The organism is Roseovarius sp. MMSF_3359, from assembly GCF_030733385.1.
GTDB lineage: Bacteria > Pseudomonadota > Alphaproteobacteria > Rhodobacterales > Rhodobacteraceae > Roseovarius.
Window position 1 is genome coordinate 106,070 of record NZ_JASHJC010000001.1, and the last position, 24,067, is coordinate 130,136.

Annotated in this window: 21 protein-coding genes and 1 riboswitch; of the genes, 7 read left to right on the forward strand and 14 right to left on the reverse strand. The window is 63.2% G+C overall.

All coding sequences use genetic code 11. The features are described 5' to 3' along the window. Window positions 1–11: 11 nt before the first annotated feature. The 5 genes from cobA to cbiE are packed head-to-tail and all read right to left on the reverse strand — an operon-like array spanning window position 12 to window position 4,387. Entirely contained in the window at window positions 12–737 is a 726-nt protein-coding gene (cobA, locus tag RBB29_RS00475; protein WP_306113189.1) for a uroporphyrinogen-III C-methyltransferase, read from the reverse strand. Next, a complete protein-coding gene (locus RBB29_RS00480; RefSeq protein WP_306113190.1) occupies window positions 734–2,047 on the reverse strand; it encodes a cobyrinate a,c-diamide synthase in 1,314 nt (437 codons plus the stop codon). The genes cobA and RBB29_RS00480 overlap by 4 nt, the downstream gene beginning before the upstream one ends. Further along, complete coding sequence (gene cobM, locus RBB29_RS00485; protein ID WP_306113191.1) at window positions 2,044–2,829, reverse strand: precorrin-4 C(11)-methyltransferase; 786 nt, start codon at window positions 2,827–2,829, stop codon at window positions 2,044–2,046. Before cobM ends, RBB29_RS00480 begins: the two co-directional genes overlap by 4 nt. Then, window positions 2,826–3,203 carry a cobalamin biosynthesis protein gene (locus tag RBB29_RS00490; protein WP_306113525.1) on the reverse strand — a complete coding sequence of 126 codons (378 nt, stop codon included), beginning with the start codon at window positions 3,201–3,203 and terminating at the stop codon, window positions 2,826–2,828. Before RBB29_RS00490 ends, cobM begins: the two co-directional genes overlap by 4 nt. Then, window positions 3,200–4,387 (reverse strand): precorrin-6y C5,15-methyltransferase (decarboxylating) subunit CbiE, encoded by a 1,188-nt coding sequence (gene cbiE, locus RBB29_RS00495; RefSeq protein ID WP_306113192.1) that lies wholly within the window; start codon window positions 4,385–4,387, stop codon window positions 3,200–3,202. Before cbiE ends, RBB29_RS00490 begins: the two co-directional genes overlap by 4 nt. On the opposite strand from cbiE, the gene RBB29_RS00500 reads away from it, so the two are divergent. Continuing rightward, window positions 4,386–5,135, forward strand: a complete 750-nt coding sequence (locus RBB29_RS00500) for a cobalt-precorrin-6A reductase (RefSeq protein WP_306113193.1) — start codon at window positions 4,386–4,388, stop codon at window positions 5,133–5,135. The genes cbiE and RBB29_RS00500 overlap by 2 nt on opposite strands. On the opposite strand, the gene cobJ is transcribed toward RBB29_RS00500, so the two are convergent. Genes cobJ through RBB29_RS00535 form a run of 7 tightly spaced genes read right to left on the reverse strand, consistent with a single transcriptional unit; the run spans window position 5,111 to window position 12,970 of the window. Then, a complete protein-coding gene (gene cobJ, locus RBB29_RS00505) occupies window positions 5,111–5,848 on the reverse strand; it encodes a precorrin-3B C(17)-methyltransferase (RefSeq protein ID WP_306113194.1) in 738 nt (245 codons plus the stop codon). The genes RBB29_RS00500 and cobJ overlap by 25 nt on opposite strands. Then, on the reverse strand, window positions 5,845–6,561 hold the full coding sequence (gene cobI / locus RBB29_RS00510) for a precorrin-2 C(20)-methyltransferase (RefSeq protein WP_306113195.1): 717 nt from the start codon (window positions 6,559–6,561) through the stop codon (window positions 5,845–5,847). Before cobI ends, cobJ begins: the two co-directional genes overlap by 4 nt. Before the next feature lie 2 nt (window positions 6,562–6,563). Further along, a complete protein-coding gene (locus RBB29_RS00515) occupies window positions 6,564–7,193 on the reverse strand; it encodes a precorrin-8X methylmutase (protein ID WP_306113196.1) in 630 nt (209 codons plus the stop codon). Then, window positions 7,194–8,324 (reverse strand): precorrin-3B synthase, encoded by a 1,131-nt coding sequence (cobG, locus tag RBB29_RS00520; protein ID WP_306113197.1) that lies wholly within the window; start codon window positions 8,322–8,324, stop codon window positions 7,194–7,196. Next, a complete protein-coding gene (gene cobN, locus RBB29_RS00525; protein WP_306113198.1) occupies window positions 8,321–11,566 on the reverse strand; it encodes a cobaltochelatase subunit CobN in 3,246 nt (1,081 codons plus the stop codon). The genes cobG and cobN overlap by 4 nt, the downstream gene beginning before the upstream one ends. 3 nt (window positions 11,567–11,569) lie before the next feature. Continuing rightward, window positions 11,570–12,604 carry a cobalamin biosynthesis protein CobW gene (gene cobW / locus RBB29_RS00530; protein ID WP_306113199.1) on the reverse strand — a complete coding sequence of 345 codons (1,035 nt, stop codon included), beginning with the start codon at window positions 12,602–12,604 and terminating at the stop codon, window positions 11,570–11,572. Between the two features lie 3 nt (window positions 12,605–12,607). Beyond that, on the reverse strand, window positions 12,608–12,970 hold the full coding sequence (locus RBB29_RS00535; protein ID WP_306113200.1) for a DUF1636 domain-containing protein: 363 nt from the start codon (window positions 12,968–12,970) through the stop codon (window positions 12,608–12,610). Between the two features lie 91 nt (window positions 12,971–13,061). Further along, window positions 13,062–13,284: riboswitch (cobalamin riboswitch) on the reverse strand. Window positions 13,285–13,320: 36 nt separating this feature from the next. Here RBB29_RS00535 and cobO point away from each other — a divergent pair. Further along, the gene (gene cobO / locus RBB29_RS00540; protein WP_306113201.1) at window positions 13,321–13,941 is read left to right on the forward strand and encodes a cob(I)yrinic acid a,c-diamide adenosyltransferase; all 621 of its coding nucleotides are present in this window, start codon (window positions 13,321–13,323) and stop codon (window positions 13,939–13,941) included. A 722-nt stretch (window positions 13,942–14,663) separates the two neighbouring features. Here cobO and RBB29_RS00545 read toward each other — a convergent pair. Next, window positions 14,664–15,419, reverse strand: a complete 756-nt coding sequence (locus RBB29_RS00545; RefSeq protein ID WP_306113202.1) for a hypothetical protein — start codon at window positions 15,417–15,419, stop codon at window positions 14,664–14,666. Beyond that, entirely contained in the window at window positions 15,416–17,374 is a 1,959-nt protein-coding gene (gene parE / locus RBB29_RS00550; RefSeq protein ID WP_306113203.1) for a DNA topoisomerase IV subunit B, read from the reverse strand. Before parE ends, RBB29_RS00545 begins: the two co-directional genes overlap by 4 nt. 121 nt (window positions 17,375–17,495) lie before the next feature. Between parE and RBB29_RS00555 the strand changes: the two genes are divergently transcribed. The 5 genes from RBB29_RS00555 to RBB29_RS00575 all read left to right on the forward strand — a co-directional run bounded on the left by RBB29_RS00555 (window position 17,496) and on the right by RBB29_RS00575 (window position 23,837). Continuing rightward, window positions 17,496–18,161 carry a DNA-3-methyladenine glycosylase I gene (locus RBB29_RS00555; RefSeq protein WP_306113204.1) on the forward strand — a complete coding sequence of 222 codons (666 nt, stop codon included), beginning with the start codon at window positions 17,496–17,498 and terminating at the stop codon, window positions 18,159–18,161. Between the two features lie 150 nt (window positions 18,162–18,311). Then, the gene (gene era, locus RBB29_RS00560) at window positions 18,312–19,217 is read left to right on the forward strand and encodes a GTPase Era (protein WP_306113526.1); all 906 of its coding nucleotides are present in this window, start codon (window positions 18,312–18,314) and stop codon (window positions 19,215–19,217) included. An 80-nt stretch (window positions 19,218–19,297) separates the two neighbouring features. Then, window positions 19,298–19,630 (forward strand): DUF1491 family protein, encoded by a 333-nt coding sequence (locus RBB29_RS00565; RefSeq protein ID WP_306113205.1) that lies wholly within the window; start codon window positions 19,298–19,300, stop codon window positions 19,628–19,630. A gap of 106 nt (window positions 19,631–19,736) precedes the next feature. Next, window positions 19,737–21,200, forward strand: coding sequence for a hypothetical protein (locus tag RBB29_RS00570; protein ID WP_306113206.1), 1,464 nt, complete (start codon window positions 19,737–19,739; stop codon window positions 21,198–21,200). Between the two features lie 123 nt (window positions 21,201–21,323). Then, window positions 21,324–23,837, forward strand: a complete 2,514-nt coding sequence (locus RBB29_RS00575; protein WP_306113207.1) for an FAD-dependent oxidoreductase — start codon at window positions 21,324–21,326, stop codon at window positions 23,835–23,837. Window positions 23,838–24,067 lie beyond the last annotated feature (230 nt).

Below are 24,067 nucleotides of genomic sequence, written 5' to 3' on the forward strand. Positions count from 1 at the left end.
TGATTGCCCTGTCAATCCTCCTCTTGCGCCAAAGGGCCATATAAAATGAGCGCCGGGGTGGTTCCCGACATTCCGGAAAGCGATTGCGACAGGCTTGCGATCGTGTGGCTGCTGAGCGATTGCGCGGGGGTGGAGACGGCCTCGGCCAGAAGGGCGGGCGTGTCCGCGGGCAACCCGTGCGCGATCAACAGATCCGCCATCGCCACGAAGGTTCGCCGGCCCATGTAAACCACGGTCGTGGCTTCGGGATCAGCAAGTGCCGCCATGTTCAGGTTTTCGGGCAATTGTCCGGTAACGTCATGGCCGGTCACGAATTGCAGCCGCCGGGCCGTTACGCGCCGGGTCAGCGGGATTGCCGCTGCTGCCGCGGCGGCAGATGCGGCCGTAACCCCGGGGATGACCTCAAACGGGATGCCCGCGGCGCGCAAGGCGTTGATCTCTTCTTCGAGCCGACCGAACACACCGGCGTCGCCCGATTTCAGCCGCACCACATGGCCACCCTCGCTGGCATGATCGACAAGCAGGCGGCTCACATGTTCCTGCTTGGGCGACGCCCGCCCGGCCCGTTTGCCCACCCCGATGAAATCCGCTTCTTCGCGCGCGCAGGACAGGATCGGCCCCGAGGAGAGATCGTCGAAGAGGATCACATCCGCGGCTTCAAGCCGTTTGACCGCCTTCACGGTCAGCAGCTCGGGATCGCCCGGCCCCGATGACACGAAGGAGACGAAACCGCTCATGTGGCCCCCGTAATGAGGTGAAAGAACGTGCCGGTTGCATTGCCCCGGCGCGATCCGGTTTCGGGAACCTCGACACCATTCGAATCCGAGACTTGCGCAAGCGGCGTGTCCGGCTGCGCGAGAATGGTCGAGTAGTGAAACTCGTGCCCACGAAGCCGCGTGCCGGTGTCATGGCCGAGCATCGGGGAATGCAAGGTCGCCTGACGATAGCCGAGGTGCATTTTGCGTTTCTCGTAGGAGGTCTCGAGCCCCAGAAGCCCCGCCATCTGGTGCCGGATGCCGTCCTTGTCGACCAGCCCGACCCCCATCGCCATGTAGCCCCCGCATTCGCCGTGCACCGGGCGGGTTTCGGCAAAGCTCTGCAGCGAGGTGCGGAAGTTTTCCGCGGCGGCCAGGGTTCCGGCATGCAGTTCCGGATATCCGCCGGGGAGCCAGCAGACATCCGCATCGGGATCCGGAGCCTCGTCCGCAAGTGGGGAGAAGGTCATGATTTCAGCACCTTCCGCACGCCAACTGTCCATAAGATGCGGGTAAACAAAGGAAAATGCCGCGTCGCGCGCCAGGGCGATCCGCTGACCCGGCGGCTGCGCGATATGCTTGTCGCCAGAGGTCAGTTGCGTCTGACCCGCGGCGTCGAGCAGCGCATCGAGATCGAGGTTTTCGGCGATAAAGGCCCCGGCCTCGTCCAGCAGCGCCTGCAAGTGTGGCTGTTCCTCCGCCTGGATAAGGCCCAGATGCCGTTCTGGAAGTTCGACCGCGCCGCGCCGGGGCAGCGCGCCCAGGACACGCACGCCAACCTGCTCCATCCCCGCGCGCAGCAGAGTCTCGTGACGCGGGCTGGCCACGCGGTTCAGGACCACACCGGCCAATGGCACATCCGCGCGCATTTTTGAAAACCCAAGCGCCGTGGCTGCCGCCGATTGCGCCTGCCCGGAGACATCGAGGATCAGGACCACGGGCCATCCTGCCATGGCCGAGATGTCGGCACTCGCGCCGCTGCCGGTCTCGCCCGGAATGGCCACACCGTCGAAAAGCCCCATCGACCCTTCGGCCAGCGCCAGATCCGCCCCGTCCGCGGCGCTGACCAGGTGGCCCAGCATCCCGCGGCTCATCGACCAACTGTCGAGGTTGTAGGAAGGTCGCCCGGAGGCCGCGAGGTGAAAGGCCGGGTCGATGTAATCCGGTCCGCTCTTGAACGGCTGCACGGTCACACCGCGATTGGCCAACGCCCGCAGCAGGCCCAGCATCAGCGTGGTTTTGCCCGTCCCCGACGCGGGGGCCGAGATCATCAGGCCTGGGGGAAATGTCATTCGGTACCCTCCGGAAATCGCGGCTCGGTCCCAACGGGCCGGAACCGGCGGTCATAGTCGCCTGCATAGAGGCAGCTTTCGTCAAATTCCTTGGACCCCAAAGCGTGTCCCACGAGGATCAGCGCAGTGCGCCCGCGCTCGCCACCGGTTGCGTCGATCACGCTGCCAAGGGTCGCGCGCACGATCCGCTGATCCGGCCAGGACGCGCGCCAGACCACCGCCACCGGGCATTCGGCGCCATATCGCGGGGTCAGGCGGGCCACCACGTCGTCCAGTACATGGACCGAGAGGTGAATGGCCAGCGTCGCCCCGGTTGCGGCGAAGTTTTCGAGTGTTTCATCATCGGGCATCGTCGAGGCCCGGCCCGAGGTGCGGGTCAGCACCAGCGATTGCGCCACGCCGGGCAGGGTCAGTTCGGTACCGAGCGCCGCGGCGGAGGCGGCAAAGGCCGGAACACCCGGGGTCACGTCATAAGGGATGTCCGCCGCGCGCAAACGGCGGAGTTGTTCGCCCATCGCGGACCAGACAGACAGATCGCCGGAATGCAGCCGCGCCACATCGTGGCCGGCGCGGTGGGCGGCGCTGATCTCGGCCATGATCTCATCGAGCGACAGGGGTGCGGTGTTGACGATCCGGGCGTCCGGCGGGCAATGCGCCAGCAACGCCTCCGGCACCAGCGACCCTGCATAGAGGCAGACCGGGCAGGCCGCGATAAGGTCGCGCCCGCGCAGCGTGATGAGGTCCGCAGCCCCCGGCCCGGCCCCGATGAAATGCACGGTCATGTGGTTGTCCTTTCTGCGATGGCCGCCGTGGCCATGCCATTGTCGGTCTGCACCCGTGGGACGGTCAGGTGCGCGATCGCCCCAGCCGCTCCGTGTCCCGCTCCGGCAAGGGCGACCGCTTCCGCAAGGCTTCCGGTGCCGAACCGGGCCTTGATCCGCGCCGATTGGGTGGCGGTGTCGAGGTCCGCGATCTGTTCCTCGGTCACGGCAATGACCGGCAGGTTCAGGTTACGGGCGAGTTGCACCATCACCTCTCCGTCGGCCTTCCCCGCAACGCTGGCGAGTGCCGTTGGTGTAGCCCCGGTCAGCGCCAGCGCCGCTTGCAAATCCGCCAGCGTAGCTGCTTGGCGATATCCGATCCCGGCCACGATCATTTGACCACGCTCCACTGTAGCTGTGCGCGCGAAGCCTTCCAGCCGCGCATGCGGCCCAAGGGTTCGGCCTGGGCCAGGTCGATGCGCCAGAGATCGCCACCTTTGTCCTGATGCCAGCGGGTCAGTAATTCCTGGCTCTCCAGCGTGACGGAATTGGCCACGATCCGGGTGCCCGCGGGCACCATGGCCCAGATCGTGTTCAACAAAGCGTCATTCGCGCCGCCGCCGATGAACACCGCATCCGGTGCGGGCAGGTTTTCCAGTACGTCCGGGGCGTGACCTGCGATAGTCGTGATCCGATGACCCAACCCGAAGCGGTGAATGTTGTCCCGGATGAAATCCAACCGGTCGGTGCGGGGCTCAATGGCGCTTGCGGTGCAGCCCGCACCACACAGCGCCCATTCGACCGAAATCGACCCCGAACCCGCCCCGATATCCCACAAATGCTCGCCGGCGCGTGGCGCCAGGGCCGACAGGGTCAGCGCCCGCATCGGGCGTTTGGTGATCTGGCCATCCTGAGCGAACAGATCATCGGCAAGCCCGGATGCGCGGGAAAGCCATTTGCCACCCTTGGGAGTGATCGCCAAAGACACCGGTGCTGCGATGTCGGCGATGTCAAATGCCGCCGCGCTCGCCGACCTGATCCGTTCGCGTGGCCCGCCAAGCGCCTCGAACACCGTCAGGGCGGATGCACCGAAGCCCTGTTCGGTGAGCCAGGCCGCTAGTTCTGCGGGGGCCGTGCCGTCGCGCAGGGTGCAGATGATGGGTTGTGAAGGCCCCAGAACGGGCCGAAGCCGGTCGAACGGCGCGGCATGCAGGCCAATGCAGATGGTCTCTTCGATCCGCCATCCCATCCGGGCGGCGGCGAGGGAAAAGACCGACGGGGCGGGCAGGGCGCGCCAGCTTTCCGCCGGCAGATGTGCGGCCAGAGATCCGCCCGCGCCGTGCCAGAACGGATCGCCCGAGGCGAGTACCACGACCTTCCGTCCGGCGAGTGCCAGCACCGGATCGACCGAAAACGGCACTGGCCAGGGACGACCCTTGTCGCCTGCGCCCACCAGTTCCAGATGCCGGGGGCCGCCGAAGATGATTTCGGCGCGTGCCAGTGCGTCACGGCTTGCATCTGACAGGCCCGCCGGTCCATCTTCGCCGATACCGATGATGGTCAACCAGGGGTCAGCCATGCCACGCATCCTTGTTCTGGGCGGCACCAGCGAAGCGTCGCGCCTGGCGCGGGCCTTGGCCGAGCGTGGTGATGACGCGATCTTCTCCTATGCCGGGCGTACAGCATCGCCCGTGGCGCAACCCTTGCCCATGCGGGTCGGCGGGTTTGGCGGTGTTGACGGGCTGGCGGCCTATCTCCGCGCCGAGAAGATCGAGGCGGTGATCGACGCCACGCATCCCTTTGCCGCGCAAATGACCGCGAATGCCGTGCGCGCCTGCGCGCAGATTGGTGTGCCGCTTGCGGCCTTTGAAAGACCACCGTGGCAGGCCGGACCCGATGACAACTGGCGGCACGTTCCCGATCTGGCCGCGGCGGCGGCTGCCCTGCCAGACGACCCCGTGCGTGTGTTCCTGGCCATTGGCAAGCAGAACCTGGATCTCTTCGCCGACAAGGCGCAGCATCATTACCTGGTGCGGCTGGTTGATCCGCCCGAGGGCGAGCTGCCGTTTGTCAACGTAGGCATCGTGATTGCGCGTGGGCCGTTCGAGATGTCCGCGGATCAGGCCTTGATGCGCGATCACCGGATCGACATCGTTATTGCCAAGAATTCCGGGGGTTCCGGCGCACGAGCCAAGCTCGACGCGGCACGGGCGCTTGGCCTGCCGGTGGTGATGATTGACCGGCCAGAGGTGCCAGCACGCACCACCTGCGCGCGGCTTGAGGATATCCTGCACTGGCTCGATCATTCCGCCCGCCTCGGGGTGTAGACATGCGGCCCGACACGCCGTGTATCAGCGTTGCCGACGATCACGACGGTGCGCATATCGGCCATGTCCGGTGTCGCATCGCCCAGGGTGACGGTGGTGAGCGTCTCGTCGTCCTTTGACACGTTGCGCGCAAAGGAGATCAGGCAATCTGGCCCGCATTCCGCGCGTAGAATCTCCAGGGCCTCGCCGAATTGATGCGGACGCGAGGCCGAGCGCGGATTGTAGAAGGCCATAGCAAACCCGGCCTGGGCGGCCAGACGCAGCCGGTGTTCGATCAACGACCATGGCTTGAGGTTGTCCGACAGGTTGATGGCGCAGAAATCATGGCCTAATGGCGCGCCCAACCGCGCCGCCGCTGCCAGCATCGCGGTGATCCCGGGCAAGACGCGAATTTCAAGCGATAACCACACCTCGGGCCCGGCTTCCAGCGCCTCGAAGAGCGCGCTTGCCATGGCAAAGACACCGGGATCGCCCGATGAGACGACAACGACGCGCTTGCCTTCGGCAGCCATTTCCAACGCATGTGTGGCGCGTTCGACCTCGACCCTGTTGTCGGATTCATGCAGCGTCAGGCCCGGGCGTGGGGTTACCCGCCGGACGTAAGGAATGTAGCCGACCACATCGGTGGCCTCGGCCAGGGCATCGCGGACTTCGGGGGTGACAAGTGCGGCGTCCCCCGGACCGAGGCCCGCTATGACAACCCAACCGCTCACGGCCGCCGTCCGTGTCCGTGAACCAGGGCGATGGAGAAATAGGGAACCTTTTCCGGCGCATCGACCAGGCGCTGAACCGTCTGACCGGGCATCGTGCCGCGTTCAACCAGCCAGGCATCCTCCAAACGCCCCGCCGCCGTCAGCGCGCGGCGCAGCTTGCCGAGGTTGCGGCCTATCTTCATCACCACCAGCGCATCCGTATTGGCGGCCCGCGCGGTCAACTCCTCTTCGGAGAGGGTGGCCATCGCAACGGTCAGCACGTCATCGCCCCAAGTGATCGGGACATCCGTCGCGGTCCAGCAACCCGACATGCCGGTGATCCCGGGGACCACCTCGACCTCGGCCTTGCCGCGCAGGCGGCTGTGCAGGTGCATGAAGGAGCCGAAGAAAAACGGATCGCCCTCGCAGAGCACGATCACCTCTTCGGTCTGGCTGAGATCCGCCAGACGTGCGGCCCAGTCCTCGTAGAATTCGGCAAGGATATTGTTGTAGCGCGGGTCGCTGACCGGGATTTCCGTGGTGACCGGATATTCCATCGCATGTTCGATGGCATCCTCGGGTAACATCCCGTTAACGATCTTGCGCGCCTGTCCCGAAAGGCCCTTCTTGCGGAAGAAGGCCACGTGACGCGCGTTGGTGATGAGCCGGTGCGCACGCACGCTCATCAGGTCGGGATCGCCGGGGCCGAGGCCCACGCAGGTGACTTTGCCCATGGTCATTCCTTCCAACTGGCCAGCGCATTGACCGCGGCCACTGTGATGGCACTTCCGCCCAGGCGCCCCTTCACGATCATCGACGGCACCGGCAGGTCCTGCATCAGCGCCTCTTTCGATTCCGCAGCGCCTACGAAGCCCACCGGGCAGCCGATGATCGCCGCCGGACGTGGACAGGTGGGATCTTCGAGCATGTTGAGCAGGTGGAAAAGCGCGGTGGGGGCGTTACCGATGGCTACCACCGCACCGTTGAGATGTGGCCGCCAAAGCTCCAACGCGGCGGCGGAGCGTGTATTCGACATGTCCTTTGCCATCTCCGGCACACGCGGATCGCGCAGGGTGCAGATGACCTCGTTGTCGGCGGGCAGGCGCGGGCGGGTGATGCCCTCGGACACCATGTAAGCGTCGCAGAGGATCGGCGCGCCAGCGGCCAGTGCGGCCCGCGCGATTTCGGCCATGCCGGGAGAGAAACGCACATGTTCTTCCAGCCCGACCATGCCCGCCGCGTGGATCATCCGCACGACAACGCTTTCCTCGTCACGGGTGAAGGACGACAGGGCGGCTTCGGCGCGGATGGTGGCGAAGCTCTCGGCATAAATCGCGGCGCCATTGGTTTCGTAGAGATGCGGCATTCAAAGCACTCCGCTCAGAAGATCGGTTAGGGTCAGGCCCGTGCGGGCCGGTGTGTCACTGGCACGCCCGTCATGGATCACGTCAAACCGGTCGCTGCCGGTTGCAACGATGGTCCGGGCCGCGGGGCCGGGATGGGCGCAGCCCTTGGTGCAGCCGGAGACATGCACATGCCGCGGTGTCTGGCCCGCCAGTGACCGGGCGATATCCCGGGTGGGCGACAGGGCCTGCGGGCAGCCCGGCGCGCCGGTGCAGGCAGTCACGCGCAGCCGGGGATCGGACGGATCGGTGATGAGGTCATCCAAGGCGGGCGCGTCGTCGGCCCCTTCGATCAGCACCATGCGCCAGGGCGTCAGGCGCAGCGCACCATGTTCCGCCAGTGCGGCCAGTGTGGTGGCCCGCATCTGCCCGAACTCCAACCCCACCAGAACGCCGGCCTCGACCTTTCCCGGGGCCGGGGCCGGTTGTGCCGTGATCGCCGGTTGATCGCACCCGTCGGGCAGGCCGGTGCGGGCGATATGGGCGGCCATGCGCCCGCGCCCGTTGGACACGCCACCAGTGTCGAGGAACCAGCGGGCCAGGGCAAGGGCGGCATCGGCGGCGGTGGTCTCGGTCACCGGTCGTCCAGTCGGGGCCCCGTCGGGGCGGCAGATCAACCCATCCATGCCCTGCTCGATGCGAATATCTGCGGAGGTCGCAGAAAGGCAGGGCCGGGGACCACAATCCACCGCGAAGCCGAACTTGCCGGGTAAATCAGGCGCATCCGTAGCCGCCAGTTTATCGGTCAGGTGCCGTGCGATCGTCTCGGTCGCATCACCAGGTTTCCAGAACGGTTGCACGATGAGGTTGCGCCGGGTTTCGGCAGCGATATCGCGGTCAATCAGGTCGAGATCGCGCAGGCCGTCGATTAGGGTCGGGTGACCCTCCTCGCTCATACCGCGCAGTTGGATATTCGCGCGCGACGACAGGTCAATTAGGCCATTGCCGTATTGCTGCGACAGATCCGCGATGCCTCTGGCCTGCGCGGGCGTCAGACGCCCCAACAGCGCACGCACGCGCACCACAAGCCCGTCACCCGACATCATCGGGCGCAAGGCGCCCGGACACCAGCCATAGACCCGGGGCGCGCTCATGCAATCCGCTCCAGATCGGCGGCGATGGAGTTGCGGCGGGTCTGCCACAGCCCCGCATCGCGCAGCGCGTTGAACCGGTCGCGCATCGCTGCAAGCGCCAGCGGGTTTTCCGCCGCCATGAAGTCCACCAGCGGGGCGTGGCCCAACGTGGCCTCATAGTAGAGGTCGAAGAGGTGCGACGGCACCACCCCTGCCAGATGCGCGAAAGCGGCCATGTGATCGAGCGTGGCGGCCACTTCGGCGGCACCGCGGAACCCGTGTTCCATCATGCTGCTGACCCAATCGGGATTGGCGGCGCGGGCGCGGGTCACACGGGCGATCTCTTCGCCCAGGGTACGGGCATGGGGCGTGTCGGGACGGGTCGCATCGAGGTGATACAGCGCCGGGGTGGTGTGCCCGAGCCGGGCCATCGCGGCGGCAAAGCCGGCCTCATGGGCGGCGTAGTCGGTGGCCACAAGCAAATCGGTTTCCGGCAGGTCTTGCAGATGCACAAAGGCATCGGCCCCCTGCAGGCGCAGCTCCAACGCCTCGCGCGCCGGGCTGATCGCGCCGCCTGCATCAATGGCGTAGGATGACGCGGTGAGCCACGCCTCGCCCGCCGCCGCGCGGCCCGCATCGGTGTAATCCTCAAGCGTAGCGGTCATGTTGAGTCCGTACTGGCCCGGCCGTGGGCCAAAAACGCGCGGTGTTGCAGCGAGGTAGGGGTTGTCCTGCGCGGTCTCTTCCCGCTCAGCCAAGGCGGCGGCGGCGGCTTCGAACATCTGCGCAAGGCCGGGGAAGACGTCGCGAAAGAGGCCGGAGACGCGCAAGGTCACGTCGATGCGCGGGCGGTTCAGCAGCGCCAGCGGGAGGATCTCGAACCCGCTCACCCGTTCCGATCCGTCATCCCATTTCGGTGCGAGCCCTGCCAGGTGCAGCGCCATGGCAAACTCCTCGCCCGCCGTGCGCATGGTGGCCGAACCCCAGAGATCCACGACCAGACCGCGTGGCCAGTCGCCATGATCCTGCAGGTGTTTGCGCAAGAGTTCCTCGGCCAGTTTGACGCCCTGTGCATGAGCCGCGCGGGACGGGACGGCACGCGGGTCGGTGGTAAAGAGGTTGCGCCCTGTGGGCAGAACATCGGCGCGGCCCCGGAAGGGCGAGCCGGACGGCCCCGGCGGCACAAACCGCCCGGAAAGCGCCGTGGTGATACCGGTCAGTTCCGCCGCGCCGCACTGCCCAGTGCCAAGGATATGAAGCCCCTCGCCATACTGGCTTTCCTTGATGTCGCACACGAAACGGTCGATGCGGGTGATCGCCTCGGCGGCGCAGGCATCATCGTGCAGGCCCAGATCGGCCTCGACCCCGCTGGCCTGCGCTTCGGCGCGGATATCGGCGATCAGCCGGTCGCGCCGCGCCGGATCGAGCCCGTCGGCGGTGGAGTACTCGTCCAGCAGGCTTTCGAGCCGGGTCATCCCTTCGGGCAGTTTGGTCTGCGCCAGGGGAGGCGGCAGGTGGCCCAACGTGGCGGCCCCGATGCGGCGTTTGGCCTGCGCGGCCTCGCCGGGGTCGTTGACGATGAACGGATAAATGACCGGCGTCGAACCGATCAGCGCCTCGGGCCAGCATTCATCAGAGAGCGCCACGGATTTGCCCGGCAACCATTCCAGCGTCCCATGCGCGCCCATGTGAATAAGCGCGTCGGATTGCGCGCGCAGCCACAGGTAAAACGCCACGTAGCTGTGGCGCGGGGTGCGCGACAGGTCATGATAGTCGTCATCGCGGGTCGTCACATCACCGCGTTCCGGTTGCAACGCGATCAGGATCTTGCCGGACCGGATCGCCGGAAAATGGAACGCGCCGTCGCGAACCAGCGGATCGTTCTCGACCGCGCCCCAGGCATCCGTCAGATCGTCGCGCAGGGCTTGCGGGAGATTTTCCAGCGCATCTGCGTATTCCGTGAGCGGCCAGCTTTGGGTTTCCTGTGTCAGGAGAGCGCCGAGGTCGGCCACCGAGGGAATATCGTATCCCGCCTGCGAGAGGCCGGTAAGCAAGGCGCCGGTTGATGCCAGAGCATCAAGCCCCACCGCATGGGCAAGCTGCCAAGTCTTGCCGGGGTAGGTCGATAGGACCAGGGCCAGCCGTTTGTCACCGTTGGGCAGCTCCGTCAGGCGATGCCATGCGGCGACACGGTCGGCGACGGCGGTGATCCGGGCGGCGTCGGCGCGGTGGGCGAAGCGGCTATACTCCAGGTCGGGATCGCGTTTGCCGGGTTGCTTGAAGCTCACCACGCCCGCGAAAAGACGGCCATCGACCTCGGGCAGAACGACATGCATGGCCAGATCGGCGGGCGACAGGCCACGCTCCGCCTCGGCCCATTCCTTGCGCCGTGCGGTCGAAAGCGCCACCTGAAACACCGGGCATCCCGCCATGTCGAGGGGCGAAGGCTGACCGTCGCCCGCCTTGGCCGAAAACGCCGTGGCGTTGACGATGGTAGCCGGGGCGAGTGTTTCGACCTGCTCCTTGAGCCAACCGGTGCAGGACGGGGCCTTAAGGCTTGGCGCGAAGATCCCGCAGGCGTCAAAACCACGCTCTTCAAGCGCGCCGATCAGGGCGTCTATGGCGTCGGTGTCTGCCGCAGTGAGGTAGGAGCGGTAGAAGCTGACCAAGGCCAGCGGTTTGCCGGACCGCTCCGGGGCCGCGATCACGCCTTGGCCGGGGGCATAGAAACCTGCTTCGGGCAGGGTCTTCGCGCCACTCACCGGCCCGGCATATAGCCCCGCCGCTAGCGACAGTTGCGCCAATGCGGCCTGCATGGCGACCGCACCGCCGGTATCGCAGAGTGTCTGTAGCCGCCGCAAGGTAGAGACCGGCAAGGTCGACAGCTCATCAAGCCGTTCGTCGGGCTGACCATTGGCGGGCAGGATCGCCAGAGCGATGCCGTTCCGCCGGGCCATGTCCTGCAATGTGGCCAGACCATAGGACCAATAGCTTTCGCCACCGATCAGACGCACCAGCACCGCCTTGGCACCGATCAGGGTCTGCTCCGCATAGGTGTCCACGGAAAGCGGGTGTTTCAGGGCGACCAGATTGGCCAGGCGCAGCGTCGGCAATTTGCCTGCCGCCCGGTGCCAGCCCGCCGCGAAAGCGCCAAGGTCGCTATCGGAGAACGACAACACCACCAGATCCGCCGGGCTTTGGCCAAGATCCTGCGGGGTGTCGGTCTCCTCTAACCCGTGGCTTTCGCGAAAGACGACATGCATGGATCAGGCGGCCAGGACCGCGCGGATGGCATCGGGGTTGATGTCGTCATGTTCGGCAATCACCACGAGTTGCGAGCGGCGCGGCGTGTCACCCCAAGGCTGATCGAACTGCGCGCGCAGACGCTCGGAGACCGCCTGGACCAGAAGGCGCATCGGCTTGTCCTTGACCGCCACGTAGCCCTTGACCCGCAGGATGTTCTGTTCGCGGGCCAGGCGGACAATCGCCTCTTTCAGCGCCTCGGCATCCTCGACTTCGCCCAGCTCGATCACGACGCTTTCGAAATCGTCATGTTCGTGATCGTCATGGCCATCGTGATGCGAGGGACGCGCATCCAGGTCATCTTCGGCGGCGGCCTCAAGGCCCAGCACGACGCGTGGGTCGATCACGCCATCGGTCATCGGCAGGGTGGGCAGGGTACGGGGCGCCTCGGCCTCGATCACCGCGCGGGCCTTGGCCAGTCCGTCCTCGCCAGCAAGATCGGCCTTGGACAGCAGGATGATGTCGGCGCAGGAGATCTGATCCTCGAACACTTCGGAGAGCGGCGTTTCGTGATCGAGGCTTTCATCTGCCTCACGCTGCGCCTGCACCGCGTCCTCGTCTGGCGCAAAACGCCCGGCGGCGACGGCCTCGGCATCGGCGAGCGCAATCACGCCGTCCACGGTAATCCGCGAGCGGATCGCGGGCCAGTCGAACGCTTTCAAAAGCGGCTTGGGCAGGGCCAAGCCGGAGGTTTCGATCAGGATGTGATCCGGCGTCTCGGGCAGCGCCATCAGCGCCTCGATCGTCGGGATGAAATCATCGGCGACGGTGCAGCAGATGCAGCCATTAGCCAGTTCCACGATATTTTCCGCTGGGCAGTTTTCATCGGCGCAGGTCTTTAGGATATCGCCATCCACGCCCGCGGTGCCGAACTCGTTGACCAGAACGGCAAGGCGCTTGCCCTGCGGGTTCTGCATCAGGTGACGAATGAGCGTCGTCTTGCCGGAGCCCAGAAAGCCGGTGACGATGGTGACGGGGATTTTCGTGAGATTGGACATGTACTACTCCTGCGGGGGGATACGGGCGATGGATTGTTTGCGGAAGACCTCAGGGCGTTCGCGCCATGGGACAAGACCGTCGGGCGTACCGGCATAGGCGCGGATACCGTCGAGGATCTGCGGCACATGTTGGTCGGGGTCCATGTCGCCATAGATATAGGTCCAGCGGTCCGGACCCCCGGCCACGATCATCGAACACCCGCGCTTGCAGGCCGACAGGCATTCAACCGGGCGCAGGCGCACACCTTCGGGCAACTCTTCTGCGGATAGCGCCTCATACAAACGGGCACCGGGACGCGGGCCTTCATCGTCGGTCGCCTGACCGGCGCGGCAGGTGGTGCAGACGGTGACAACGACCTCGGCCATTTCATCCCTTTCAAGTGCGGCGGAAAGGGGAGGCCAGCAGGGAAAGCGCGACGTGCGATCCAACAGCCGGACGCGAAACACCCCGTTCGCCCGTGACATTTCATACGCTGGCAGGTTTCCCGGCTTGCGGATCCCGGGCCATCGGCCCATCGGCACACCCACCTTCCCAGCCATCAGGCCAGTGGTTAGGCACCCTCTCCGGTCACGGTCGCGGGGGCGGCTGCGGTTCGGCTTTGACACGTCACGTGTCGTTTGACCTATCGCATTCCCTCTTCGTCTGTCCTAAGACAGAAACCAACGTGTGCCTCACCTGCGGCATTGCGCCCCGTCTTGTCAAGAAAGGATACGCCATGTCAGATGCCGATACCGACGACAACGCCCGCCATGCCGCGAAAATGGCGAAAAAGAAAGCCGCGCGCGACAAGATGATGGAAGACAAGACCGGCGAGAAGGGCCTTGTCATCGTCCATACCGGCCCGGGCAAGGGCAAGAGTTCCTCGGGGTTTGGGATGATTCTGCGCTGCATCGCGCATGAGATGCCCTCGGCGGTGGTGCAGTTCATCAAGGGCGCGTGGCAGACCGGCGAACGGACCCTGATCGAAGAGAACTTTTCCGACCTCTGCCAGTTCTACGCCATGGGTGAGGGTTTCACCTGGGAGACGCAGGACAAATCCCGCGACATCGCCGCCGCAAAGGCCGGGTGGGAGAAGGCCAAGGAACTGATCCGCAATCCCGAGAACCGCATGGTCCTTCTGGACGAGATCAACATCGCCATCCGTTACGAATATCTCGACATTGACGAGATCGTTAGTTTCCTCACCGCCGAGAAGCCCGAGATGACCCATGTCGTCCTCACCGGCCGCAACGCCAATGATAAGCTGATCGAGATCGCCGATCTGGTCACCGAAATGGCGGTGGTCAAACACCCGTTCCGGCAAGGGATCAAGGCGCAGAAGGGTGTGGAGTTCTGATCCACCCCTCACGGCTCCCCGCGCGTGTGTGACCAGACGTGTTGGACCAAGGGGTGTTTGTTACAGCCCCGCCTCCCCAGATCATGTGTATCGCAGGGCAGAACGCTCTGCGGACAACACCGCAGCCCGGGTGCCGGGCTGCCTGGAAAGGAGACCTTGATATGATCCGTGTGATTTTGCCAACCGTTTTCGCCTTTGCCACTATGATGAGCCTTTGGGGCGTGATGGCGACTGTGGCCTGAACGGCCGCATAAGCAAAGACCGATGGGGGCGCTTCCGGCGCCCCTTTGTATTTTGGGCTAGGCGGGGTGGTCGTTGCCCCTGTCGCGCCATCGTCGGGTGGGGGAATGGTGCGTGCAAGCACACACCTACCGTTTCGGTTGATGGTACGACCTCGCGCGGAGTCAAGGCCGCAGGCCGCCGCGCATCGCCGGACCGCCCGCGAGGGCCGGCGATTTGTCTGACGTAGGTGCATTGTCTTGAGTGTAGAGCTTTATGGCCGGGATAAAGTGCTCACCACAACCGTTGGATCGCCAACCCGCGGTCCGTCGATGCGCGGCTTCACGTGATAGAGGTTTCGTGGACCAACATCCCGCCCGTGGCGCTTGCGGCCCGGGCAGAGCCCGACCGCCCCCATGGGCGGGCGCTTCGCTTCCGCCCGCGATCAGGCGATGCCCTCAGGGTGGGGAACAGTGCGTGAAATCACGCACCCTACGCCTGCTTTAGAATGACATTTCAAACCGGTCCTCTTCTTCCCGCAATTTCATGGCTTCATCCAAGAATGGAAAATCATCCCAAAAATGCACGATGTCAAAAAACTGGGAACGCACTCTTTCATTTACTGGTTCTGTACAAATGCTCTGATCTTTTCCTCGCGCATAGGGAAAGACTTTTTCAACCATTGCGGATAGTACTGCCCAATTTATCGCACTGTACCAATGCTCGTTATGAGCGATGTTTGCAGGGTCATTTAGAGCAGCGTCACACACTTCAGCGTTTAATTCTCTCCCTCTTGCAAAGAGTACTTGGTAGTGCCTAATGATTCTTAGTAAGTACTCAGCAGTTTCTTTCTCGGAATACGCTATTGTGCCTCGCAATTTCTCCAACGGGCTTTCAAATTCAGACCAATCTGGGAAAGGTTCTGAACTGTCGAAATGCCACTTTAGAGCCTTATCGCAAAGGTTCTTGAGAACGCTGATGCTTAATGGCAAGTCAGCTCTTGCCATTCGTTCCAATTGGTCGTTTTTCTCAATATCCAAGTCCTGAGCCAAGCGGCTTTGTTCCGATATTGATTGCAAAGTTACATAAGCTGCTAAGAATGCAGGAAATAGAACCAGCCAAGGTGAGTCTACCCAAGATTGGCCATTAAAAAATCTTTGTGACAGTTCGAAGAAACCAAAAACGATTGAGCCAAGTAACAGCCCAAGTGACAGTCCCTCATAATAGAAAACACGGGATATTCTTCGTTTACTTTTCAAACATCCAACTCCTCCACGAAGCGCGCGTTTTCTTGAATGTACTGGAACCGCAGTTCGGGTTTCTTGCCCATGAGGCGCTCGACGAGGTCTCCGGTTTCGCCGGGTTCGTCCTCGTCTATGGTCACGCGGATGAGTTTGCGGGTCTTCGGGTCCATTGTCGTTTCCTTGAGGTCCTTGGCGTCCATCTCTCCGAGACCCTTGAACCGCTGCACGTCGATCTTGCCCTTGCCGCCAAGGCCCTTCTCCAGCAGTGCGTTCTTCTCGGCATCGTCGGCCACGTAAACGCGTTTGGCGCCTTGGGTCAGGCGGTAGAGCGGCGGGCAGGCGAGGTACAAATGTCCGTGGTCGATCAGTGGCCGCATCTGGGTAAAGAAGAAGGTCATCAGCAGCGAGGCGATATGGGCGCCGTCCACATCCGCGTCGGTCATGATGATGATCTTTTCATAGCGCAGATCGTCGATGTTGAACCGCGTGCCCATGCCGCAGCCAAGCGACTCGCAGAGGTCCGAAATCTCGGCATTTGACCCGAGCTTGGACGAGGCCGCGCCCAGCACGTTCAGGATCTTGCCCTTGAGCGGCAGTAATGCCTGTGTCTCACGGTTGCGCGCGCCCTTGCCGGAGCCGCCAGCCGAATCCCCCTCGACGATGAAAAGCTCCGTCCCCTCGCGGTCCTTCGACGAACAATCGGTCAGCTTGCCGGGCAGACGGAGTTTCTTGGTGGCGGATTTGCGCTGCGTCTCCTTCTCCTGCTTTCGGCGCAGGCGTTCTTCGGCGCGCAGCACGAGGAAATCTAGGATGGCCCCCGCGGATTTCGTATCCGCCGCCAGCCAGTTGTCGAAATGGTCGCGGACGGAGTTTTCAACGAGCCGCTGCGCCTCGGTCGTGGCCAGCCGATCCTTGGTTTGACCCACGAATTCCGGTTCGCGGATGAAACACGAGACCAAAGCGCAGCCGCCGGTCATCAGGTCATCGCGGGTGATTTGCGACGCCTTGCGGTTATTGACGAGCTCGCCATAGGCCTTGATACCCTTGAGGATCGCGGCCCAGAACCCCGCCACATGGGTGCCGCCCTCGGGCGTGGGGACGGTGTTGCAATAGCTCTGGATGAAACCGTCGCGGCTTGGGGTCCAGTTGATCGCCCATTCGACCTTGCCGGGGGTCTGGAACCGTTCCTGGAAGTCGACGGTGCCGGCGAAGGGTTGTTCGGCATAGGTGGAGGCGGGGCCGAGCGTTTCCTTGAGGTAGTCGCTGAGGCCGCCGGGGAAGTGGAACGTGGCCTCCTGCGGGGTGTCGCCATCGGAAATCGCGGATTTCCAGCGGATTTCCACGCCGGAGAAAAGATATGCCTTGGAGCGGATGGATTTGAAAAGCCGCGCGGGTTTGAACCGGTGGTGGCCGAAAATCTGTTCGTCCGCGTGGAAGGTTACGGTGGTGCCGCGGCGGTTCTGCGTGGGTCCGAGCTTCTCGACTGGACCGAGCGGGATGCCGCGCGAGAAGCGTTGTTCGTAAAGCTCCTTGTTGCGCGCCACCTGCACCACCATCGAATCCGACAGCGCATTGACCACCGACGCGCCGACACCATGCAGGCCACCAGACGTCTGGTAAGCCTTGCCGCTGAACTTGCCGCCCGCGTGAAGGGTGCAGAGGATCACCTCCAACGCGGATTTGTCGGGAAACTTCGGGTGCGGGTCGACGGGGATGCCACGGCCATTGTCGCGGATGGTAATCGCATAATCCTCGTGCAACTCGACCTCGATCCGGTTGGCATGGCCCGCGACGGCCTCGTCCATCGAGTTATCCAGAACTTCGGCCACCAGGTGATGCAGCGCGCGCTCATCGGTGCCGCCGATATACATGCCGGGGCGTTTGCGGACCGGTTCCAGCCCCTCAAGCACCTCGATCGAGGAGGCGTCGTAATCCGTAGGTTCAAGGTTCCCGGTGAGGAGATCGTTCATACCGCTGCTCTTTGTTTTCTTGGTTGGAACGCATTATGGCAGAGCAAAGCGGAGTGGAAAAGCGGCTTCGGACAGAAGTTGACAGTATTCCGGTATAGCATTCGCAAAAAGGGAGTGTTGCATGCGCAGCTTTCAGGAGATTTTCGACATCAGCGCCGAACGTCATGGCGGGGCAGAGGCGTTGGAGGCCAGGCTGGGCGGGGCCAAGACGGCGGCTGAACTGGCCGCGATCCCGGAGGACCGGTGGCTGGCGGAGATGTCGAAATACATCTTTGCGACCGGGCTGAACTGGACCGTGATCGAAAAGAAATGGCCCGGGTTCGAAGAGGCGTTTCATGGCTTTGACGTGGGCCGTTGCGCGATGATGGATGACGAGATGTTTGACAGCCTGCTCACCGACACCCGGATCGTGCGGCACGGGGCCAAGATCGCCTCGGTTCGCGACAATGCCGCTTTCATGTTGGAATTGCGCGATGAAGGCGGTATCGCGAAGGTAGTCGGCGAATGGCCATCCGAGGATTTCGCCGCCCTTCTGGAGATGCTCAAGAAACGCGGGTCGCGACTGGGCGGGATGACCGGCGCCTATTCGATGCGGATGCTGGGGCGGGACAGCTATATCCTGTCGAAGGACGTGATCGCGCGGCTGATCGCCGAAGGTGTGGTCGACAAGGCCCCCACCTCGAAAGCGGCCATGCGGGCGGTACAGGAAGCGTTTAACCTCTGGATGGCGCAATCGGGGCGGTCCCTCACCGATATCAGCCGGGTGCTTGCGATGAGCATCGGCTGACAACCGCGCCGTCGGTTTGGCGCTTGATTTCTCAGCCTCTCAAACTCCTGCGTGGCCCTTTGAGGGATGCGGGTACCAGCCTTCGAATTCATCTGGCCCGTCTTGGCCTTTTCCGCTACACCCCCGGCAATGCAAAACGAGGCCCCGCATATGACCACCCGCGCCGGATTTATCGCCCTGATCGGAGAGCCCAATGCGGGCAAATCCACGCTGCTCAACCGGATGGTCGGCGCGAAGGTCAGTATCGTCACCCACAAGGTGCAGACGACCCGCGCGCGCATCCGTGGGGTCGCCATCGAGGGCGAGAGCCAGCTTGTTTTCGTTGACACGCCGGGCCTTTTCAAACCGCGTCGCCGGCTGGACCGGGCCATGGTCGCGGCGGCCTGGGGCGGCGCTGCGGATGCCGATATCGTCGTCCTTCTGGTTGAGGCGCATCGCGGCATCACCGAGGGGGTCGAGCGAATTCTTGACGGGCTGGAAGAGGTCACCAGGGGCCGCAAGGTGGCGCTTGCCATCAACAAGATCGACCGGGTGAAATCCGAGGCGCTGCTTGGCCTGACGCAAGACCTCAACGAGCGTTATGATTTCTCTGAAACCTTCATGATCTCTGCCGAAAAGGGCCACGGGGTCGATGCCCTTCGGTCCTGGCTGGCCTCAGGGCTTCCCGAAGGCCCCTGGCTCTACCCCGAGGATCAGATTGCCGATCTTCCCATGCGAATGATTGCCGCGGAAATGACCCGCGAAAAGCTGACACTGCGGCTGCATCAGGAACTGCCCTACCAATTGACGGTCGAGACCGAGAACTGGGAAGAGCGCAAAGACGGCTCCGCTAAGATCGACCAGATAATCTACGTCATGCGCGACGGCCACAAGGGCATTGTGCTTGGCAAGAAGGGAGAAACAGTCAAAGCGGTCTCCAAGGCTGCACGGGAAGAGCTGGAAGAGTTCCTCGGGCGCCGCGTTCACCTGTTTTTGCAGGTCAAGGTTCGACCCAACTGGCTGGAAGAGGCCGAGCGGTATTCGGAAATGGGCCTTGATTTCAAGGACGGCAACTGACCGATGCGCGCCTGTTTCATCTTGCCCGAAATACTCCCGCCGGGGGCGCCGACACTGGCCCCTGGCGGATCGGACCGCTCATGACGCGCCTGACCGCGCAATTCTGGGTGCAGGCCTATCTGACCCGTCTGCGCCTGCAGGATATTCCCGCCTTTGTCGTGGCCCATGGTGACGACACCGCCGGCGCGGTTCTGGTCAAGCTCAACACGCTGGATGGCACCGCCAAAGCATTTCAGCGCAGCTTCGATCTGATGACCGGCGCGCGGCAATGGGTCGAACTGGCCGCAGGTGTCGAAGCAGATGTGGACGCGGCAATCGCGAAGCAAAGCAGCTTTGATCCCGATCTTTGGGTGATCGAGGTCGAAGACGCCCGCGGACGGCACCTTTTGGACGAACCGGGCCTTTCGGACTAGGCAAAACGCCCCCGGCACCACCAGAAAAAGACGAACCCGCACCTTAGTTACGCCCAATTCTCCCGCGACAAAGCAGCGAGATATTTGGTGGATCACGAGGGATTTCATGTTTAATTTTCAGGCGGTTGGGTTTGTTGTCATTCTTGGGATCGTGGGTATTGGCCTCGACTATTATCAACAGACGCTCAAAGCCGATCTCGAACTCGGTGAATTGTCCGCCGGCGCCTATGTCGAGACGGTCACCGGGCGTTTCGGCGATGTGCAGGAGGCCAAGGCGGCCAAGACTGCCGAACGCGAGCGCAAGGCCCGTGTGCGTGGCGGTGCACGCCCCTACCTGCCCGAAGCGCCCGAAGGCTGGACCCGCCGCGAATGGATCGCAGGGGACAACAGCGCGATCACAACCCCCGCCCGCGAAATGTCGGATGTCGAGAAGGAGGCGCTCGAATCAAGCACCTTGTTGAAAAACATGGCAGCGGCCTCGGCGAAAAGGGCCGAAGAGGACCGCAACAACCAGACCTGGGTATATGAACGGGGCGACGAAGCGATTTCGGTGCGGGTGAGGTATTCCGAGCTGCCCAAGGGCAACACGATCACCGCGAATGCGATGACGATGGTCGTGGGCAACCTCAGCGCAATGGCGATCCCCGAGGGTTGGGGCGTGATCGAGGGTGTCGCTTATGGCACCTACAATTCCTTCCTGTCCGAGGACCCCAAGCCCTATCGCTCGCTCAACGCCGTGATCGGTTTTGGCAGCGAAGTGAAGCTCGAGGTCCGGACCAATACCACCGATGAAGCCACCCGCGAAATCCTGACGCGGATCGACTATGACGGGCTGAATGCACTCTTGCCGAACCCCCTCGCGCATGTCGGCAGTGGCGCCCGCGAGGTTCCCCCGGCGATGCAGGCTGAGATGGCCACCAAAATGTTGGAAATCCGCGATGATCTGATCCAGCAGCGCACCGAAGCGGCGACGCAATGGTTGCATTCGGCAACCAGCCATGGGGATGCCATGACCCTTGCCCTGCGCAGCGCGGGCCTGAATATCGACGGCTCCATGGGCGATGCAGATGCGGCACTTTACGAGGCGCTGGACGATGTCGAGGCGCAGGCCATCGCGGTTCCGGAAGAGCAGGCAAGCCTGAGCCAATCCACCGGAGATCAGGAAGCCGCCGCCGCCAGTGAAACGCGAAACCCAGCGCCCCAGGCCAAGAGCAATCAAAGAACCATCGTCTCGAAACGACTGCCGCAGCAGACGATTGATATGTTTCAGTCCCTGACGGGTGCCGAACGATCCATTGCAATGACCGGCCTTGAGGTCAGCATCCGCAAATTCGAACGCGAAAACAAGCTGCCCGAGGGATCATGCGATTTCTCCATGGTGAATTTTCGCATCGAATGCCATGCGGTACAACAGGAAGCCAAAGCCGAGGAATCGGGTGGCTTTCTGAGCCTGCTGAAAGGCGGGAGTGACACGCCGGAGCCAGCCCCGAAAGCGGCGCCCAAACGCCTAAAACTTTCGGGTGGCACGTCCTGCCTCGACAACTCACTCGGCGGTTTGTGCAAAAACTGACGCCAGAATCCGCGCTCACGCCAACGCCTGCGTCGGTTTTGCGCGATCGAAGGTCGGCTGGGCGGTGCGCGCCGATACAAGACTGATAAAACTCTGGGCAGTCATGTCACGGAGTCGCATCACATGAAAACCAATGTCAAAGCCCTTGTCGTCGGCGGCGGTGCCGTCGGGACGTCGATTGCCTATCACCTGGCCAAGGCGGGCTGGGACGATGTGATGCTTCTGGAGCGCGATGAACTGACCTCGGGCTCCACCTGGCACGCCGCGGGCCTGTTGCCGCTCTTCAACATGTCCTACGCCACGACCCATATCCACAAATACTCGGTCGATTTCTACAAGACCCTCGAAGAGGAATCCGGTCTGAATGCGGGCTTTGCCGTTGTGGGCAACCTGCGCATGGCGCAGACGCAGGAGCGCATGGATGAATACATGCTCTATGCCTCCACCGCCGAGACCTGCGATGTGAAATACGAATGGCTGACCCCGGATCAGATCAAGGAACGCTGGCCGCTCATTAACACCGAGGACCTCAAGGGCGCGATTTACCATACCGAAGACGGCTACATTAACCCCGCTGACGTGACCCAGGCGATGGCCAAGGGTGCGCGCCAACGCGGTGTGATGATCGAGCGTAAATGGCAGGCCGACGCCTTCCACTGGAACGGTGAGGCGTGGGAAGTCACCTGCTCGAAAATGGTCGAGAAGGGTGGCAACCTTGTCCCCTCGGAAGAACAGATTGTGATTACCGCCGAACATGTCGTGACCGCCTCGGGCAACCACGCGCAACGCACGGCCAAGATGCTCGGGATCAAGTTCCCCGCGATCCCGGTCGAGCACCAGTTCATCGTGATGGACAAGGACCCTGAACTGGTCAAATACCGCGAAGCGGGCGGGCAGGAACATCCGGTTGTCCGCGATGCCGATGCGCAAAGCTATGTCCGCGAGGAACGCGGTGGCTGGATCCTGGGCGTCTATGAGAAAAATGCGCCGGCCTGCTTTGAACATGGCGTGCCGGACAGCTTCCGCGCCGACCTCTTCCCGCTCGATCTGGAGCGGATCGAAGAGCAATACATGGCGATGATCCACCGCGTGCCGTCCTGCGAAGAAGCGGGTCTCAAGGACGATTTCAACGGGCCGATCTGCTACACACCCGACGGCAACCCGCTGGTGGGCCCGGCGCCGGGCCTGCGCAACATGTGGCTGGCCGAGGGCTTTTCCTTCGGGATCACCGCCGCGGGCGGCACCGGGTATTACCTCGCGCAGATGATGGTCGATGGCGAGGCCGAGATCGACATGGCGTCGCTCGACCCGAAACGCTATTCGCAAAGCTGGATGACCACCGAGTTTGCCGCGCGCAAGAACGAGGAATGCTACGACCACGTCTACATCCTGCACCATCCGGATGAAGAGCGCCCCGCCTGCCGCCCGCTGCGCACGGCGCCCGCCTATGACCGGCAAAAAGCACGCGGTGCGCAGTTCGGCTGGGTCAATGGCTGGGAGCGTCCGAACTATTACGGCCCCCTCGATGCGCCGGACAATTTCGACCATGACAGCCGCTCGTTCCGTCGTGGCGCATGGTGGGAATACGCGGTCGAAGAGGCCAAGGCGATCCGAGAAGGCGTGGGCCTGATCGACGCGACCGCCTTTACCAAGCACCGCGTTTTCGGGGCAGGTGCCGCGGCATTCCTCGACTGGTTTACCTGCAACAAGCTGCCGAAAATCGGCCGCATCAACCTGACCTATGCGCTGACCGCAATTGGCACGACCCGTACGGAATACACCATCGTGCGCGAAGGCGAGAACGAGTTCTACCTGGTCTCCGCCGGTGCCTGGACGGAATACGATCAGGACTACCTGCTCAAGGCGATCGAGGACTGGAGCACGGGCAGTGCCAATGATTGGGTTGGCGTGCATGACGTGACGACGCAATGGGGCGTCTTTGCCATCGCGGGCCCGAAATCGCGTGACGTCCTACGCGAGGTCATCAACGATGCCGATCCCGAAACCGCGCTGTCCAACAAGCGGTTCCCGTGGCTCTCGGCGCGCAAGATCGAGCTGGGCATGTGCCCGGTGAACGCCATCCGCGTTGCCTATACCGGGGAGCTGGGTTGGGAATTGCATCACCCGATGGAGATGCAGAACTATCTCTTCGATCTGCTGGAAAAGGCCGGTGAGAAGCATGGCATGAAACTGGTTGGCGCGCGGGCGCAGAACTGGCTCCGGCAGGAGAAGAGCTACCGGGCCTTCGGGACCGAATTGGGTCGCGACGCCACACCGCTTGAGGCCGATCTGCCGCGCTTTGTCGATCTGGACAAGGACTTCCACGGCAAGGACAAGCTGGTCGAAACCGGCATCCGTGCCAAATGCTGCACGCTGTTGATCGACGGGCCGGGTGATGCCGATCCATGGGGCCGCGAGGCGCTTTATACGATGGACGGTACCCGTGTCGGGCGCCTGACATCCGGCGGCTATTCGGTGGTCTTCGGCAAGTCGATCGGCATGGGCTATGTCACGCCCGATCTCGCGGTCGAGGGCACGAAACTCCAGGTCAAGATCCAGGACAAGCTCTGGGATGCCGTCGTCACCTGCGACAGCCCCTATGATCCCAAAAACGAGGTGATCCGCATCGACGGATGATCTTGATCCAGAGAGATCCAACAAGGCCGGGCCGCGATGTCCGGCCTTTTTTCGTGCGGATTGATTGAGCCGTTGGATTTTCGGGGCTAAGCTCGGGGGCGGGCCTTGCTCGGGCCTCCCCCCTCCACCGGGGAAGTATCAGACATGCAGAGCAACCGTCACTCGAACCCAACCCGTTCGAACACGCGCATAAGGAGGGATTGCAGCGACCGTTCGACAACGGAGGGTTT

Excerpts from the sequence above, each read along its gene's own strand:
- cobA (WP_306113189.1), bottom strand. The coding sequence starts at position 737 with ATGAGCGGTTTCGTCTCCTTCGTGTCATCGGGGCCGGGCGATCCCGAG.
- RBB29_RS00480 (WP_306113190.1), bottom strand. The coding sequence starts at position 2,047 with ATGACATTTCCCCCAGGCCTGATGATCTCGGCCCCCGCGTCGGGGACG.
- cobM (WP_306113191.1), bottom strand. The coding sequence starts at position 2,829 with ATGACCGTGCATTTCATCGGGGCCGGGCCGGGGGCTGCGGACCTCATC.
- RBB29_RS00490 (WP_306113525.1), bottom strand. The coding sequence starts at position 3,203 with ATGATCGTGGCCGGGATCGGATATCGCCAAGCAGCTACGCTGGCGGAT.
- RBB29_RS00500 (WP_306113193.1), top strand. The coding sequence starts at position 4,386 with ATGCCACGCATCCTTGTTCTGGGCGGCACCAGCGAAGCGTCGCGCCTG.
- cbiE (WP_306113192.1), bottom strand. The coding sequence starts at position 4,387 with ATGGCTGACCCCTGGTTGACCATCATCGGTATCGGCGAAGATGGACCG.
- cobI (WP_306113195.1), bottom strand. The coding sequence starts at position 6,561 with ATGGGCAAAGTCACCTGCGTGGGCCTCGGCCCCGGCGATCCCGACCTG.
- RBB29_RS00515 (WP_306113196.1), bottom strand. The coding sequence starts at position 7,193 with ATGCCGCATCTCTACGAAACCAATGGCGCCGCGATTTATGCCGAGAGC.
- cobG (WP_306113197.1), bottom strand. The coding sequence starts at position 8,324 with ATGAGCGCGCCCCGGGTCTATGGCTGGTGTCCGGGCGCCTTGCGCCCG.
- cobN (WP_306113198.1), bottom strand. The coding sequence starts at position 11,566 with ATGCATGTCGTCTTTCGCGAAAGCCACGGGTTAGAGGAGACCGACACC.
- cobW (WP_306113199.1), bottom strand. The coding sequence starts at position 12,604 with ATGTCCAATCTCACGAAAATCCCCGTCACCATCGTCACCGGCTTTCTG.
- RBB29_RS00535 (WP_306113200.1), bottom strand. The coding sequence starts at position 12,970 with ATGGCCGAGGTCGTTGTCACCGTCTGCACCACCTGCCGCGCCGGTCAG.
- cobO (WP_306113201.1), top strand. The coding sequence starts at position 13,321 with ATGTCAGATGCCGATACCGACGACAACGCCCGCCATGCCGCGAAAATG.
- parE (WP_306113203.1), bottom strand. The coding sequence starts at position 17,374 with ATGAACGATCTCCTCACCGGGAACCTTGAACCTACGGATTACGACGCC.
- RBB29_RS00555 (WP_306113204.1), top strand. The coding sequence starts at position 17,496 with ATGCGCAGCTTTCAGGAGATTTTCGACATCAGCGCCGAACGTCATGGC.
- era (WP_306113526.1), top strand. The coding sequence starts at position 18,312 with ATGACCACCCGCGCCGGATTTATCGCCCTGATCGGAGAGCCCAATGCG.
- RBB29_RS00565 (WP_306113205.1), top strand. The coding sequence starts at position 19,298 with ATGACGCGCCTGACCGCGCAATTCTGGGTGCAGGCCTATCTGACCCGT.
- RBB29_RS00570 (WP_306113206.1), top strand. The coding sequence starts at position 19,737 with ATGTTTAATTTTCAGGCGGTTGGGTTTGTTGTCATTCTTGGGATCGTG.
- RBB29_RS00575 (WP_306113207.1), top strand. The coding sequence starts at position 21,324 with ATGAAAACCAATGTCAAAGCCCTTGTCGTCGGCGGCGGTGCCGTCGGG.